This window comes from Flavobacterium hydrophilum (genome assembly GCF_003202405.1).
Taxonomy (GTDB): domain Bacteria; phylum Bacteroidota; class Bacteroidia; order Flavobacteriales; family Flavobacteriaceae; genus Flavobacterium; species Flavobacterium hydrophilum.
Genome location: NZ_QJHL01000005.1, coordinates 232,034 through 248,167, shown reverse-complemented (window position 1 = coordinate 248,167; position 16,134 = coordinate 232,034). Strand labels below are relative to the sequence as shown.

Here is a 16,134-nt window from a genome sequence, read left to right as displayed (position 1 = left end):
AAACTATAAAAATAAACTAAACTTAATGAACTATAATCTTTTTTATGTGTAATACTTCTTTTGTTTTAGGATCTGACACTTTTAAGATAAATACACCTTTTGATTTTAAATTGATGTTTTCCTGTGTTTTTCCTGAGATGTTTCGTTTTACTACTTCTTTGCCTAAAATATCAAAGATTTTAAGTTCAGCATCGCTTCCGTCATTTTCCATTAAAATAGAAAAGGAACCGTTATTTGGTACAGGCCAAACTTTAAAAGAAGTATTTTCTTTGATTGGTTTTTCTACAGATAGATTAGAACTGTAGCCGCTGACGATATTGACCTTACGTGTCATAGTTGCTCCTTCATTATCCGTAACCGTAAAATCAAAAGAGCATAAACCCGTTGCTGTTGGTGTAAAATCTACGATATCTGCGTTAAGAGAAGCATTTCCATTAACCACATTAGAAACAGAATAGTTAACTCCAGTTGTAAAACCTCTTGAAAGTTTCTGAATATTAATACTTATTTTACTTCCGTCAGGAGAATCATAATGAGGCAGGGACATCCATTGTAAATAGTCATTTAAGTTGGTATATCCGTCCAAATCCGTATCAGTATTTGAATCTGAGAAGTCTCCTGTTCCTGAGTTTAAATTGGTTCCTTTAATGGTTTCCCACCAGTTTGGTAATCCGTCCTGATCTGTATCCCAATTTGCGTCTCTTACAATTTCAGGATATATTTCGTATCCACCGACATCAGATTCATTATCCGGAAATCCAGGTTTATTGGTTACGCTTCCTCTGTAAGTATACGTCCCGTTCAATGTTTCTGTGATCATTCGTTCGTCATGCTGATCAAATTCAGGCTGAATACATCCAACATCAGATAACACAATTTTATAGGCCGTTTTTGCAGATTGTGTGGTTACGTATGATGGGAAAAATGGAGTATTGACAAAATTATCGTAAGTATTAGTAGCGCCATTTTTATACGTAGATCTTCTTCCAATAGTTTGATTGCTCTCGTCAAAATAGCCCGGCATTACATTTCCGTTAAAGTAACAGCGTTGCATTCCTGTTCCAACATTTTCGTTGTCTGCACTAAAGGCAACAAATATTTTGGAACCAGCCCCCGGCTTATAATAGTTGTTTACAAAATTAACTTCTTTTGTTCCCCCATCAGTTGTTCTGCCTCCCCAATTATAAACTACGTTGTTGGTAATATCCATTTTTCCTGTATAAGCACCGCTGCCATCCAATCCACCGCCTAAACTCCAATTACGGCCATAATTATGTACAAGTAAGTTATGATGAAAGCTTCCTATATCTCCACCTATTGTTGCAGCATAACCATGTTCAGTTCCTGCAGGATAATTTTGGTGTCCAGCAGCATTTAGTGCTTCAGATATTAGTGTTTTTTGTAATGTAATGTTTTTTCCTCCGCGGGAACTAAAACTTTCGTCAATAGTCCAGCTGATAGAGCAATGGTCTATTATGCTGTTATCGGCACCTGTTAAACCCATGCCGTCAAAAGTGGGACCTCCTCCTAATCTCACTCTTATGTTTTGAACTATGGCATCATTTCCTGTAATTCCTAGAGGAGCTTTACGTATGCAAATTCCTTTTCCGGGAGCAGTTTGCCCCGCAATTGTTACGTAAGGCTGATTTGATACTAAACGAGATTCAAGTTGAATGATTCCAGATGTATTAAAAACAATAGTCCGTGGGCCTATATCATTAGTAATCGCTTCACGTAAGCTTCCAGGTCCGCTGTCATTTAGGTTGGTGACGGCTACTACTTTTCCGCCCCTTCCGCCCCGGGCAAAACGTCCATAGCCTTCCGCACCCGGGAAAGCAAGCTGGGCTGGGCGGAAGCGCCATATGTTTCCTTTTATGATTTCATTATTTGCTAAAATTTCATCTACTCTCCAGTAATATGTCTCTCCGGTATATAAGCCATTCACCTGATAAGAAGCGTTTACTTTGGGTTGGTTACCTTTAAATTCAGGTGATGAAACACCAGCAGTCTCAATAGATGTTAAATCTGTTCCAAAATAAATATTATGTGATACTGCATTAATAGCAGGTGTCCAGCTCAACGTTGTGCCTCCGGAACTTAGTTCGACATGCTCATTATTGTTTTTTGGGGAGGGATTTGTTGCCTGATTAAAAATATTAGGTGTATTTAATTCAAATCCGTTCAACATTACATTTTTGTAAGTTTCGTTGCCTGATCTTTCGGCAGCAAAAAGAATAACGACATCTTTTCCTGTAGTAGCCTCAAAGGTTAAATATGCCGATTTTGCATCTGCTGTTTTCACTGCTCTCACGCTTGGAATTAGATTGTCGATTACTAAATTTCCATCAATCGATATATCAATCGGACTAAAAGTATAGACGGGGCTATCTACCGCATTCAAAAAAGCTAATAAGGTATGCGTGCCGGTTTCTAAACCGCTAATTTTCACCTCTATTTGGCCTCCTTCATTTGCAGTTCCATTTTTCACAGTGACTCCATCACAGACTAATCTGGCATAATAAGGTGACGAAATTCCGGCTTTATACCAATTGGTTCCTAATACGTCTCCCTTATCACCAACCCGCGTTAGTGTAAATGTAACTCCGTTTACAGTTTTAGTGTCTGAATTTGTTGTAATTACCCAAGGAGTGTAGTCTGGTTCCCCTACTTCTGCTGTTTGTCTGCCCGATTGGTCGAAATCGATTTTGGCTACCGGATTTTGGGCAAAGCACCTTTGGGTTGATATTGTAAAGCAAACTATTGCTATTACAAATGAAAGTTTTAATGTACTGTTTAACATTGTGATGGTTGGTTAGTGATTAGTAAAGAATTGAATCTTAGTAGTAAAGTTTTAAAATACTAATAAAAATACTGTCCTGTTCTATCCTGTTCTGGTAGCTGAAAAAAGATATTTTTTGCTCTTTTTTTGAATAAAAATACTTTTTACTATTAAAAAAGTATTGATAACACTAAGGTTTAGTGTAAGGGGAAAATTTGAGTGCTCTTTTTAAAATTTTGTAACCGTTCTGCCTGAATAAAAGGGAATATTCTAGAAAAAAAAATAATTTATAAACAAAATCATCAAAGAAATCTGTTTTTAAATATTTAAATCAAGAGACGGAAACTATCGTGAATGATAAATAAAGAAAAAGGATTAATCTTTAAAAAGAAAACCAAATCCCATACTCTTAAGCATCTTCTTCTCGAAGTTCCAAAAAAAACGGAATTGTCCAAAAATAGTTCCAATGGCAACCAAAAGAACCTGATAAATAGGAAAGATAATTATTAATCGAATAAGAGTGAACCAGCCGCCAAAATCTTCTTTGGTAATATTAAGCCATTCACAAAATGGTCTGGACAACCATGCAGATGCCGATCCTGTGATGGCAAAAACAATAAATATGATGACAAACTGAAAATTAGAGGTTACACCCCAGCGCTGCTTTAATCGATTCATTTTTTGTTTGGAATGATTACAAATATACTAAACATTATCTGGAAGGAACATAGCCTCCTAATTTTTGTTTGTAAGTATTTTGAAAGTAAATCATATAATTGTAGATGAGATAATTTACTTCATAACCATAATTAATATGTGACTGATAATCTATAGTCATCTCATATAAGTTCGGATTGTAGCGTTGAGGCTGTAAAACACGATTGTTCCATTCGGTTACGTATATCATATTTTTATTTTCCAGATACCCCAAAGAATAATAATTTCTTGGCAATGCCTGAGAAGAAAGCCAAAAACTAAATCCATTGTCTATAATAATCACTTCATATTCTAAAGAATCATTTGCAATCCGTACAGTATCGTTTACAGCTACTTTAGATTTAGGATCTGTCGATGCAACTGTGTTCTTAGAAGATGTAGAACAGGCAATAATCGTAAATAAAACCATTAATATGTAAATGAAATTTTTCATTGTTTAAATTTGAACTTAAATTTACAAAAAAAGGAGTGATGACTTTTGTTATTTAACACTTTGTCATGAAAATCAGGATTTAAAAAGAAAAAGCTGTTTGAATTTAAACAAACAGCTTTTAAATATTTTATAAAGTAGTCTAATTTTATAATATCTGAAGGTTATTTTTTGCTTTTAAAAAATTTACCAATAAATCCTGCTATACCGCCACTGCTTTTTGTAACGACCAAAACATCTTCAATATCAAGTTTACCATCCGCATTTTGATCCAGACCAAATTGTGTTCCGTATTTCGAAATGGTATCCATAATGCCCGAAGCCTGATCACTATTTCCTGTAACTGCATTTATAATATCGGTAATTTGGAAACTTCCGTCGTTTGGATCTTTAGCTTTGTTTACTAAAGAATTTAAAATTTGCGGAATCATACTTCCGGCAACATTAGAAGAAGTGTCACTGCTTAACCCGAATTTTTCGCCAAGATTCCCCGACAACTGCTGGCTCAGCTGTTGTACCACCGGATTCGAACTGTCAATTGATTTTCCCTGAAACAAGGCTGCTAATTGTTCTCCGCCACCTTCTGAAGCGATTTTTTGCAGTCCTGAAAATATAGAATTGCTTGTCTCGTTGATTACGCCTTCATTATGCTCATTTGGAATGGCATCATTTTTTACAACAGCATCACCACCGAATTGCTGTACTAATTGGGTTAATTGATCTAGCATGGTTTTTAGTGTTTAGATTAGACTCAAATTTAATAAAAAAAGAAAGGGGATTTATTAAGCAATGTTAATAAATCCCCTCAAAATTATTTAGTTATAATGAATTAACTTAATAAAGTAATGATTTGTGAAGCTAATTCAGTACCAATTCTATCCTGAGCTTCTCCTGTTGCAGCTCCAATGTGAGGAGTCAAAGAAATTTTAGAATGCATCAAAATTGCCATTTCAGGTTTTGGTTCGCTTTCGAAAACGTCTAATCCTGCAAATGCTACTTTTCCGGCATCTAAAGCTTTGATTAAAGCAACTTCATCAATAACACCTCCACGGGCACAGTTTACGATTCCAACACCATCTTTCATGATTTCAAACTCTTTCTCACTAATGATGTAACCATCCTGAGCAGGAACGTGTAATGTAATGAAATCAGATTCTTTTAATAATGATTCCAATGATTGAGGAACAATAGTAGTCGTGATTGACTGACCATCAAAAAACTCCACTTTTACATCTACAGACGGAATAAATCCATCAGCAGCAATAACTTTCATACCTAAACCAAGGGCCATTTTTGCAGTAGCCTGACCAATACGGCCAATTCCAACAATTCCTAATGTTTTTCCTCTTAATTCAGTACCGTTTGCGTAAGCTTTTTTCAAACCGTCAAAGTTTGAATCACCTTCCAAAGGCATATTTCTGTTAGAATCATGTAAAAAACGAACACCAGAAAGTAAGTGTCCAAATACCAATTCTGCCACTGATTCTGATGAAGAAGCAGGTGTGTTAATTACATGGATTCCTTTGCTTTTAGCATAATCAACATCAATATTATCCATACCAACACCACCACGTCCGATGATTTTGATACCAGGACATGCATCTATAATATCTTTACGTACTTTAGTTGCACTACGAACTAAAATTACGCTTACGTTATTTTCGTTAATATAGTTAGCAACTTGTTCCTGAGCTACTTTTGTAGTGATAACTTCAAATCCACCTTTTTCTAAAGCTAGAATTCCACTTTTTGAAATTCCGTCATTCGCTAATACTTTCATTTTAGTTTATGTGTTTATTTGGTTAACAGTTTAAGATTACAATTAACCCTGATATATAATTTTTTCTTTTTTTAATTAGAAGCTATTCCCGCTATACATTACAATCTGTTATTTTTTAAAGAAAAAAAACAAAAGGATTTTCATTTCTATCGGGGCTAGGGCTCTTGTCCTTGAATTAACGTTTGTTTGAAAATTAAACGTTGCTTTCCAAAGCTTTCATTACATCAACTAACACCTGTACGCTTTCGATAGGCATAGCGTTGTAAATTGAAGCTCTGTATCCGCCAACAGAACGGTGTCCAGGCAATCCTGAAATTCCGGCTTCTTTCCATAATTTATCAAACGTTTCTGTATGATCAGCGTTTGTAAGAAGGAAAGTAACGTTCATGTTAGAACGATCTTCTACAACTGCGGCTCCTTTGAATAATGGGTTTCTGTCGATTTCATTATAAAGTAATGCTGCTTTTGCATTGTTTAATTTTTCAACAGCAGCTATACCGCCTTTTTCTTTGATCCATTGTAATGTTAACAAAGAAACATATACAGGGAAAACAGAAGGAGTGTTGTACATACTTTCTGCTTTAATATGTTTGCTGTAATCTAACATACTAGGAATTGTTCTTCCATTTTTACCTAAGATTTCCTCCTTTACTACGACTAAAGTAGCTCCTGCAGGTCCCATGTTTTTTTGAGCTCCCGCATAAATTATATCAAATTTAGAGAAGTCTAATACACGTGAAAAAATATCAGAACTCATATCACATACAACAGGAATGTTTGTTGTCGGGAATTCTTTCATTTGTGTTCCGAAAATGGTGTTGTTGCTTGTGCAGTGAAAATAATCTGCGTCAGCTGGTATTTCATAACCTTTTGGGACATATGTATAATTGTCATCTTTTGAAGAACCTACGATAACAGTCTCTCCAAAAAGTTTAGCTTCTTTGATGGCTGCTGTCGCCCATGTTCCAGAATCTAAATAAGCTGCTTTTCCGTTTTCTTTCATCAGGTTATAAGGAGCCATTATAAATGCTGTACTTGCTCCACCTTGTAAAAATAAAGCCTGATATCCTTTGCCTGTAAGGCCTAATAAGTCTAAAGCCAATGCACGGGCTTCATCCATAACTGCAACGAAATCTTTGCTTCGGTGCGAAATTTCAAGAATTGATAATCCTGAATTATTAAAATCTAAAACTGCTTTTGATGCTTTTTCAAAAACTTCCTGAGGTAAAATACTTGGTCCTGCGCTGTAGTTGTGTTTTTTCATGGTATAGTTAAAAGTCCAAATTTTAAAAACGCAAATTTCGGGAATACAAGCCGAAAAACCGTTAAATTATTCGCAATAATTATAAATTTTTATCCGATGTTATTAACAAAAACGATATAGTATCAACATTGTCTGCGTAATCCCATAATTGAGGAGTCTGTGTTTTACCGAAAGAAATACTGCTTTTAATCAGATTATTGCTTACAATGCATTGAATTTGCTCGGCTTCAGCATCAAGACGATTTTGTAAATCTTCCAGGCTTTCATAAAATTCATAAAAAACGCTCGAAATTGGAGAAGCATAACTGGAATCTTCTTTAATTGTTAAAAAACCATTGTCCAGTAATTTGAAATTACTCATTAAAAAAACAGCTTTATTGTAGTCATAATTATTAGCATATTTTTCATAATGAATAACATCCTGATATTTAAAAATGGCTTCAAAAAAAGCTTCAAATTTATAATCTTTAGGAACAAAAATTTTGGATACGTTACGACATCCCAAACCGAAATAACGAAAAATATCTTCGCCTAAAACTTCCAGATCTTCTTTTGTTTCCTGGCCATTTAATACTGCAACCGAATTTCTGTTTTTACGAATAATGGAAGGCTTATCTTTAAAATAATATTCAAAATAACGGGATGTGTTGTTGCTTCCGGTTGCAATTACAGCATCAAAATTCTCTAATTTTCCTTCCACGAAAGTGATTTTGTCCTTTAAGTCCTCATCAATAAAAATTAAATATTTTGCTAAAAACGGTAATAAATGCTGATCATTTGAAGACGTTTTTACTAAAGCTTTATTTCCCGTAATTAATACGCATAAAAAATCATGAAATCCTACCAACGGAATATTCCCGGCTAAAATTAAAGCTACTGTTTTTTCTTTTTTATTTTGAGAAAATTCAGCAGAATAACCGGAAAGCCATTTGTCCATATTTTCTTCCGTTAAAGCATCTGCCCATGATTTTATGGCAAAATATACCTGTTCAGGAGTGTACCATCCATTGTGTGATTGCGAAAGCTGAATAAGTTTTATAAAATCTTCAAAAAACAAATCATTGCCTAAAACAGATTCATTTTGAGCGCTTTTTTCTTCAGAAAACTGACTCAAAAACCGACCAAGTGCTATAAAAGATTGTTTTTTTTCGTTTTGTAACATAAGTAATTTGTTTATGAAAGGTTTTGATTGTAATTTTGCACAAAAATAAGCTATATTAAGTTATAAGGCAAAGCAGAATAAAATGTTTGTGAGATCTTATAATTTTTAACTCGTAACCAAGAATAAGATGGCAATAATTATAACTGACGAATGCATTAATTGTGGGGCTTGTGAACCAGAGTGCCCAAATACAGCAATTTATGAAGGTGCTGATGATTGGAGATATAAAGACGGAACAAGTCTTTCAGGAACAGTAATTTTACCAGACGGAACAGAAGTTGATGCAGATGATGCTCAAACACCAATTTCGGATGAAGTATATTATATTGTACCTGGAAAATGTACAGAGTGTAAAGGTTTCCATGACGAACCTCAGTGTGCTGCTGTATGTCCTGTTGATTGCTGTGTACCAGATGATAATCACGTAGAAGATGAAGAAACCTTGTTAAATAGACAAGCGTTTTTGCATGGAGAATAATTTTCTGAATTATGATATAAAAAATCCTGAGTGTAGAACTTAGGATTTTTTTTTGTAAATAAAATATTTAATTTATTTCGTACTGAGCTGGTTTTTAATGTTTTATTTTTGTTAAATTTGGCAATAATTTTTGTATTTTACTAATTACCATGAGAAGACTAATACTTGTATTTATTCTGTTATTTAGTGTCGGTATTTTTGCACAAAATACTGAGTATTCTATTCTTGTAAAAGATATTGAAACGCAGCTGCCTATTGAAAATGCAACCGTATTTATCATGAAAACCAAGCAGACTTTAATAAGTAATAAAGAAGGCAAAGTAACTTTTGAATTGAACGGAGCTTCAAATGTTCAGGTTTCTGAAACTAACTATGAAAAATTGACGCTTCGCTGGGCCGCTCTAAAGCAAGATCAATTTGTAGTTTATCTTAAAAGCAATCATAATAAATTAGATGAAATAGTTGTTTCTCATGAAAACCCACAAAAAATTCTGCAAAAAATTGTTATTAATTCAAGGCAAAAATTAGCTGCTTCTTACCGCTTAAAAGTATATGTGCGAGAATTTTTTTTGTTAAATAACAAATACTCTTATTATAATGACGGACTTGTAAATTTTCAGTTTTCAGTCAGCCAGAAAAAAGCAACTACTACATTATTGGTAGAGCAAAACAGGTCTTATGGTTTGTTGGAAAGTGATATTAGTGCTGATTTAATGGGCTACAATTTGAATAATATCATGGAAAATTATTCAAATTTAAAGTATTTTGACCCTCTTTTGGATTCAAAAACAAAAAAGGAATACAGCTTTACAACCAAGGGACATCCTAACAATAACAACTATTATATTATGTCTGTAACGCCGTTAGATAATTCAAAAACTGCCTTAGATACCTATGAAATAGTTTATGATCCTGAAAAAAAGCTGATAGTAGAATTTAGTGTTATTATTTTACCTACAAATCTCGCAGAAATTCAGGAGAACGAGCAAATTGGTTCTAAAAACATTACAAAATCATCTGTAAGGGTTAATTATAGGATAGATGGTTTGGATTATTATTTATTGACTGCAAATGAAGAGATAGGATATGATTTGGTTTTGAAAGAGGAGATCAAAAATATTCAGGTTCGCAATAGTTTTATTACGACCAATTTCAACAGACAAAATTTCACATATAAAGAAAGTGATGTTTTTAAGGAAAAATCACTTTTCAACAAAAAAAATAAAGTTCTGACTAAATATTGGGATATTTCCGGATTCACTGCTACTGAAGAAGAAAAAGGGCTTATAGATGCATTAGAATTTAAGTTGTAGTTTTAGCAAATAACAGATTGAAATAAAAAAATCCTGAGGATAACTCAGGATTTTTCGTTTTATATTTTTAGGATTAAAAATTAAATCCAAGCCTTGCATAGTAATAAGCTCCGCTGAACCCCATTTGAACAGCATCCCAATAACCTCCTGCTTCAACCCAATCATCTTGCTGATCTGGATAAATATTTAGCAAATTATTGGCGCCAATACTTAATTTGGTAGACTTACAAAGTTTAAAACCTAAAGTCAGATCGGTTACAATTTTGGCACCGTAAGTGTCTGTAGCTGCTCTCTTTTGGTTTGAAAATACCTGTTCATCAGTTTCAGACGGATCAGTTCTGTAATCTTCAGGATCTTCGTCCATTTGATAATCTAATAGTTTTACTTCACTGAATCTGGTAAATGCCAGTCCTGCGTCAAACCATTTTCTGCCATAGTTTAGGTTCAGTCCAAATTTATTTGGTGGGGCAGAGGCCAGTAAAAAAGCTTTATCACGTTCTCCAAAGAATGTTTTTTCTTCTAAATCACCATTTTTTACTTTATCGATTTTCATATCATTAATGTTTCCAACTAAGGTTGCGCTTAATCTGTTTTCATTAATTGTTTTTTTCCATGCTAAAACAACATCAAGTCCGATGCTTTTGGTATCTACACCATTTACGAAAAACTGGGCTTTGTCAACACCAAGACCTAAAGCTGAAGCGTCAAAATAACCCGTTAATACAATTCTGTCTTTTACATTAATTAAGTAGCCATCTACAGTTGCAGTAAAATCCCCAAAATTAGCGGTAAATCCTAAAGAAGCATTTATCGCTTTTTCTTCATTTAATTTTTGGATTCCAAAAGCTCTTGTAACCTCACTGTCATTTGGGGCTAATAATACTTCTGTTGCACCGGCAGAACTAAAGTTTGTAAAACGCAAATTGTAATAAATTTGCGCTAAAGATGGAGCACGGAAACCGGTACTCACAGATCCTCTTAAGTTAATGTTATCTGTAATTTTAAGCCTTGAGGCGAATTTACCATTTATGGTACTTCCAAAATCACTATAATTTTCAAAACGTACGGCACCACTAACCATAAAAGCTTCAGTAATGTCTAATTCTGCATCGGTGTATAAAGAGAAATTATTGCGGTTTTCATTGACTTGATTCGCAGGACTGTACCCTGGGAAGCCCTGAGAACCTCCAGGTCTTGCGATAGTTGGAGATGATTCAGGATCTGTAGGATCATAATCAGGATTTGGAACTGTTGGTGGGCTCTGTGTCGTTGGATCGGTAATCGGATTTCCATTTGTGTCATAGGTGGCGTATGAACCTTGTTCTCCTGCAAAAATTTCGAATTGTTCTACTCTAAATTCGGCTCCAAAGGCTAAATTTAAACCTCCAAGAATGTCTCCATAATTTTTAGAAAGATCTACATTAGTAGTGTTTTGAAGCAAGCTATGGCCTCCGGCATCAAATTCTGTTGGAGATTTTTCTTCAAGTGAAGCATTTAGAGTTCCTTTTATATCGTAATGAAATTTGTTTTTTCCTAAGGTATTACTGAAATCCCATTTCCAGCCTCCGGAAGTTTCGGTTTTGATTCCTGCTGCAATTGAATTATCGTTTATTTTTGAGGTAATTCTTGGCGTATAGCCTCCCGGATAAATTTCCTCTACAACTCTTTCACCATCATTTCTGGTAAAAGCATAAGCGTCTGTATTCCTGAAGTTGCTTCCTCCAAAAGCATAAAATTGAGTTTTTTCAGAAATTGGAACAGCAAAATTCACAAAAAAGTTTACTCCTTGAATTTCAGCTTCACCAAAACCTTTTCGAAAATCAAAACCAGGACGTAAGGTTTTGTTTTTATTCAAAAATTCTCCGGTAACATTTACGTAACCACCTTTGGTGCCAATTGGAACCCCATAATTAGCCGATATTTTTACAGAACCTCCATCAAAATCCTGATCTTTTCCAAAAGAATTTCCGTTTCCGTTTTGGTCTAATCTGTAACCTTTTGTATTGGCAGTTCCTTCAGGGAAATCACCTTTTGCATCGGTATTAAAGGCACCATAAGTTATAGCTCCGGTAAATTCTTTTACATTATCATTTGTGACAATATTAATTACACCTGCAATGGCATCAGAACCATACTGCGCAGCAGCTCCATCTCTCAGAATTTCAATTCTTTTGATAGAAGCAGCCGGAATTGCATTTAAGTCGGTCCCTGTATTTCCACGCCCACGAGTTCCAAATAAATTGATAAGCGATGATTGATGTCTTCTTTTTCCGTTAATCAAAACCAAAGTCTGATCAGGTCCCATTCCTCTTAAAGAAGCAGGGTCAACGTGATCGGCACCATCAGAACCGGATTGTTTATTAGCATTGAATGACGGGGCAACATATTGTAATAATTCGTTAATCTCAAGTTTTCCGCTTTGTGTAGTAACATCTTTTACATTAATGACATCAATAGGGACAGCCGAATTGACAACCGTTCTTTTTGTACTTCTCGAACCTACGACTACAACATCGCTCAAAATCTGGCCACCGCTTTCGTCGAGAATAACCTCTATTTTACTGTCTGAAGCTGGTTTTTCTACAGCAGCGTATCCGACATAAGTAAAAATTAAGGTGGCTCCTTCTTTTACTTTAATAACAAAATTACCTTCGAAATCGGTAGAAACACCGTTTGTTGTTCCTTTTTCGACAACGTTTACACCCGGCAAGGGTGCGCCTGACTTGTCTTTAACGGTCCCTGAAACTTCTTTTTGGGCAAAAAGAAAAGCTGAATTTATCAGAAATAAAAATAATGCAATCTTTTTCATGGTTGTTTAATTTTTTGGTTTGTTTTTGTTTGTTGTTTCTATAAAATTAATGTTTTTTAACAAAATATTAGTAAAAAGTTTAAAAATTTAAAAGTAGACATCGGAAAATACATTAATACACATTTTTACTTCACTCCCGAGTTATTAAATCTTATATTTGCAAAATTTTAAAGCCAAAAAATAGCAATTTGGCAGAAACTAAAAGAAATGAGTAATTCATAAAGAATTAAATTACAGGGATTAATGTTGAGCCTGAACAAAAAGGCCGAATAAAATAATATAGAAACAAACAGATGAAAGCAGGAATTGTAGGATTACCAAATGTTGGAAAATCAACATTATTTAATTGTTTATCTAATGCAAAAGCGCAAAGTGCCAACTTTCCGTTTTGTACAATCGAACCTAATATTGGTGTTGTAAATGTTCCGGATCCGAGAATCAATAAATTAGAAGAATTGGTAAAACCAGAACGTGTACAGATGGCAACTGTTGATATTGTTGATATCGCAGGTTTAGTAAAAGGAGCAAGTAAAGGTGAAGGTCTTGGAAACCAGTTTTTAGGAAACATTAGAGAATGTAATGCTATTATTCACGTTTTACGTTGTTTTGACAATGATAATATTGTACACGTTGACGGAAACGTAAATCCTATTCGTGACAAAGAAACAATTGATATCGAATTACAGCTTAAAGATTTAGAAACTGTTGAAAAACGTTTAGAAAAAGTAAATCGCGCTGCAAAAACCGGAAATAAAGAAGCTCAGACAGAAAAAGCGCTTTTAGACAGAATTAGAGAAGCTTTATTACAGGCTAAATCTGCAAGAACAATTTTGCCTCAAAGTAATGATGAAGAAGTTTTACTAGAATCTTTTCAGTTAATTACTGCAAAACCAGTTTTATACGTTTGTAATGTTGACGAAGGTTCTGCTGTAAACGGAAACAAATATGTAGATCAGGTTCGTGAATTAGTGAAAGACGAAGATGCAGAAGTTATCATTCTTTCTGTTGGAGCTGAGGCTGATATTACAGAATTAGAAAGTTACGAAGAGCGTCAGGTTTTCCTTGAAGATATGGGATTGGAAGAGCCGGGAGCATCCGTTTTAATTCGTGCTGCTTACAAATTATTAAAGCAACAAACCTACTTTACCGCTGGTGTAAAAGAAGTTCGTGCCTGGACAATAAATATCGGAGCAACTGCACCACAAGCTGCAGGAGTTATCCATACTGATTTTGAGAAAGGTTTTATTCGTGCTGAGGTAATTTCATACGAAGACTACGTTCAATATGGTTCTGAAGCAAAAGCTAAAGAGGCTGGGAAATTCAAAGTAGAAGGAAAAGAATATGTTGTAAAAGATGGTGATGTAATGCATTTCCGTTTTAACGTATAGTTTTCTTAGAGCATAGAAGAAAGAAGAAAAAGAATAGAGAAAACTGCTGGAGAAATTCAGCAGTTTTTTTATGTTTAATAACTATTGAATTGGTTTTACATAAAGTTTGTCATTCCTACCTTCATCAGGATGACAAAATGAGAAAAGAAAAAAAAGTAAGAAAAAAAATCCGTGTAAATCTGCGCTTTCGCGAAAGCGAATCAGAAAAATCCGTGCCCTGTTTTTTCGAATGTAAATTTTTGGCTCAAAAATTGGTTACAGAAAATCAACCAATAACTAAATCTAAAAACCAATCAAAATGCTAAAAAAAACTTTCAAATTTCTGGGCTGGACACTTTTCGGAATTTTCGCTTTTCTTGCGTTGTACGTTTCATCAGTTCTTCTAATTTCAAAAATAACGGTCAATTCTGATATTGTTCAGGTTGAAGAACAAAACGCAATTCCGATTTACATTCTTTCAAACGGCGTTCATACTGATATTGTTGTTCCGGTAAAAAACGAAATCAAAGACTGGCGCAACGAAATCCAGTTTAGTCATACACAATCAAAAGATTCATTGATGAATTATATTGCTTTCGGGTGGGGCGACAAAGGTTTCTATCTGTATACTCCGGAATGGTCAGACCTGAAAGCCAGTACGGCATTAAAAGCAGCATTTGGTGTCAGCTCATCTGCCATGCATACTACATTTTTTAAACAATTGAAAGAAGGAGATGACTGCAAACGTATTTTAATTTCAAAAGAAGATTATCAAAGTTTAGTTACTTATATTTCAGACAGTTTTAGTGATTCAGTTCACCCTGAGTGGATTGAAGGTCACAGCTACGGAAAAAAAGATGCTTTTTATGAAGCAAAAGGAAGCTACAGCCTTTTTTATACCTGTAATACCTGGGCAAACAATGCTTTAAAAGCAGCTAATCAAAAAGCGAGCTTGTGGACAGTTTATGATAAAGGGATTTTTTGTCACTATAAGTAAATAAAATTTATTAGCATGGAAAAAATATAAAATTCGGTAAAAATAAGAGAATGAATGATTTTTAATATTCCTTAAATTTGAGAGAATATTAAAAAATCAGTAAATGAAAAATCAAAATATTCTTTCCAAATCCTGGTATCTGCTAAAAAGAACTTTTTTAGAATTTACTGAAGATGACGCTATAAAATTGAGTGCTGCATTATCTTATTACACCATTTTTGCTTTGCCACCATTGTTAATTATCATTATTACTATTTGTGGTTTCTTTTTTGGCGAGGAAGCTGTTACTGGTCAGCTGTATGGTCAGATTAATGAGTTGGTTGGAAACGATGCTGCCAAACAAATTCAGGAAGCAATAAAAAATGTGCAGCTTTCAGATAGTAATGTTTTTGTAACTGTTTTCGGCGTAATTATGTTACTTATAGGGGCTTCTGGAGTTTTTGCTGAGATACAGAGTTCTATTAATTATATTTGGGGATTACGTGCAAAACCTAATAAAGGTCTTAAAAAATTTATTCAAAACAGGCTAATGTCTTTTTCAATGATCGTGTCAGTTGGATTTTTAATGTTAGTCAGTTTAATGCTAAATGCAACTTTAGATGTTTTAAATTCCAGATTAAAGATTTATTTTCCAGAAAGTACAGTATATCTGTTTTATTTTATAAATATTATCATTGTATTAGGGAGTATAGCACTTCTTTTTGCGATCATTTTCAGAACATTGCCTGATGGAAATATAAAATGGAAAGATGCGTTTATTGGAGCCGGATTTACTTCAGTATTGTTTATGATTGGTAAGTTTGCTATCGGGTTTTACTTGGGAAGTTCCACTATAGCAAATATTTACGGAGCTGCAGGATCCGTAGTTATTATATTGGTTTGGGTATATTACTCGGCTATTATTTTATATTTTGGAGCTGAGTTTACTAAAGTTTATGCGAAAACTTTTGGAGGAAATATTTCTCCAAACGATTATTCTGTAGAAATTAAGAAAGAGATTTTTGAAATTAGTGAGTAAAATCTTAGTCTGAAACCCTG

Annotated in this window: 13 protein-coding genes; 5 read left to right on the top strand and 8 right to left on the bottom strand. The window is 34.2% G+C overall.

Features of this window, described 5'->3' with window-relative positions; translation table 11 throughout:
- Nucleotides 1-22 precede the first annotated feature (22 nt).
- The 7 genes from DMB68_RS19370 to DMB68_RS19340 form a co-directional block, all read right to left on the bottom strand.
- Nucleotides 23-2,800: a T9SS type A sorting domain-containing protein gene (locus DMB68_RS19370; RefSeq protein ID WP_110348289.1), complete on the bottom strand. Its 2,778-nt coding sequence runs from the start codon at nt 2,798-2,800 to the stop codon at nt 23-25.
- 354 nt (nt 2,801-3,154) lie between these two features.
- Nucleotides 3,155-3,457 (bottom strand): DUF6787 family protein, encoded by a 303-nt coding sequence (locus tag DMB68_RS19365; protein WP_110348288.1) that lies wholly within the window; start codon nt 3,455-3,457, stop codon nt 3,155-3,157.
- Nucleotides 3,458-3,491: 34 nt separating this feature from the next.
- The gene (locus tag DMB68_RS19360) at nt 3,492-3,929 is read right to left on the bottom strand and encodes a DUF6146 family protein (protein ID WP_110348287.1); all 438 of its coding nucleotides are present in this window, start codon (nt 3,927-3,929) and stop codon (nt 3,492-3,494) included.
- A gap of 161 nt (nt 3,930-4,090) precedes the next feature.
- Nucleotides 4,091-4,654 carry a DUF937 domain-containing protein gene (locus tag DMB68_RS19355; protein ID WP_110348286.1) on the bottom strand — a complete coding sequence of 188 codons (564 nt, stop codon included), beginning with the start codon at nt 4,652-4,654 and terminating at the stop codon, nt 4,091-4,093.
- Nucleotides 4,655-4,755: 101 nt separating this feature from the next.
- Nucleotides 4,756-5,706: a D-2-hydroxyacid dehydrogenase gene (locus DMB68_RS19350; protein WP_110348285.1), complete on the bottom strand. Its 951-nt coding sequence runs from the start codon at nt 5,704-5,706 to the stop codon at nt 4,756-4,758.
- Between the two features lie 193 nt (nt 5,707-5,899).
- A complete protein-coding gene (gene serC / locus DMB68_RS19345) occupies nt 5,900-6,970 on the bottom strand; it encodes a 3-phosphoserine/phosphohydroxythreonine transaminase (protein ID WP_110348284.1) in 1,071 nt (356 codons plus the stop codon).
- A 79-nt stretch (nt 6,971-7,049) separates the two neighbouring features.
- Entirely contained in the window at nt 7,050-8,132 is a 1,083-nt protein-coding gene (locus DMB68_RS19340; RefSeq protein ID WP_110348283.1) for an acyl-CoA reductase, read from the bottom strand.
- Between the two features lie 127 nt (nt 8,133-8,259).
- Between DMB68_RS19340 and DMB68_RS19335 the strand changes: the two genes are divergently transcribed.
- Nucleotides 8,260-8,610, top strand: a complete 351-nt coding sequence (locus DMB68_RS19335; protein ID WP_110348282.1) for a 4Fe-4S dicluster domain-containing protein — start codon at nt 8,260-8,262, stop codon at nt 8,608-8,610.
- 149 nt (nt 8,611-8,759) lie between these two features.
- Nucleotides 8,760-9,923: a hypothetical protein gene (locus DMB68_RS19330; protein WP_110348281.1), complete on the top strand. Its 1,164-nt coding sequence runs from the start codon at nt 8,760-8,762 to the stop codon at nt 9,921-9,923.
- Between the two features lie 73 nt (nt 9,924-9,996).
- On the opposite strand, the gene DMB68_RS19325 is transcribed toward DMB68_RS19330, so the two are convergent.
- The gene (locus DMB68_RS19325) at nt 9,997-12,732 is read right to left on the bottom strand and encodes a TonB-dependent receptor (protein WP_110348280.1); all 2,736 of its coding nucleotides are present in this window, start codon (nt 12,730-12,732) and stop codon (nt 9,997-9,999) included.
- 293 nt (nt 12,733-13,025) lie between these two features.
- Between DMB68_RS19325 and ychF the strand changes: the two genes are divergently transcribed.
- The 3 genes from ychF to DMB68_RS19310 all read left to right on the top strand — a co-directional run bounded on the left by ychF (nt 13,026) and on the right by DMB68_RS19310 (nt 16,114).
- Nucleotides 13,026-14,120 (top strand): redox-regulated ATPase YchF, encoded by a 1,095-nt coding sequence (ychF, locus tag DMB68_RS19320; RefSeq protein ID WP_110348279.1) that lies wholly within the window; start codon nt 13,026-13,028, stop codon nt 14,118-14,120.
- A gap of 298 nt (nt 14,121-14,418) precedes the next feature.
- The gene (locus DMB68_RS19315) at nt 14,419-15,096 is read left to right on the top strand and encodes a TIGR02117 family protein (protein ID WP_110348278.1); all 678 of its coding nucleotides are present in this window, start codon (nt 14,419-14,421) and stop codon (nt 15,094-15,096) included.
- 103 nt (nt 15,097-15,199) lie between these two features.
- Nucleotides 15,200-16,114 carry a YihY/virulence factor BrkB family protein gene (locus DMB68_RS19310; RefSeq protein WP_110348277.1) on the top strand — a complete coding sequence of 305 codons (915 nt, stop codon included), beginning with the start codon at nt 15,200-15,202 and terminating at the stop codon, nt 16,112-16,114.
- Nucleotides 16,115-16,134: the final 20 nt, after the last annotated feature.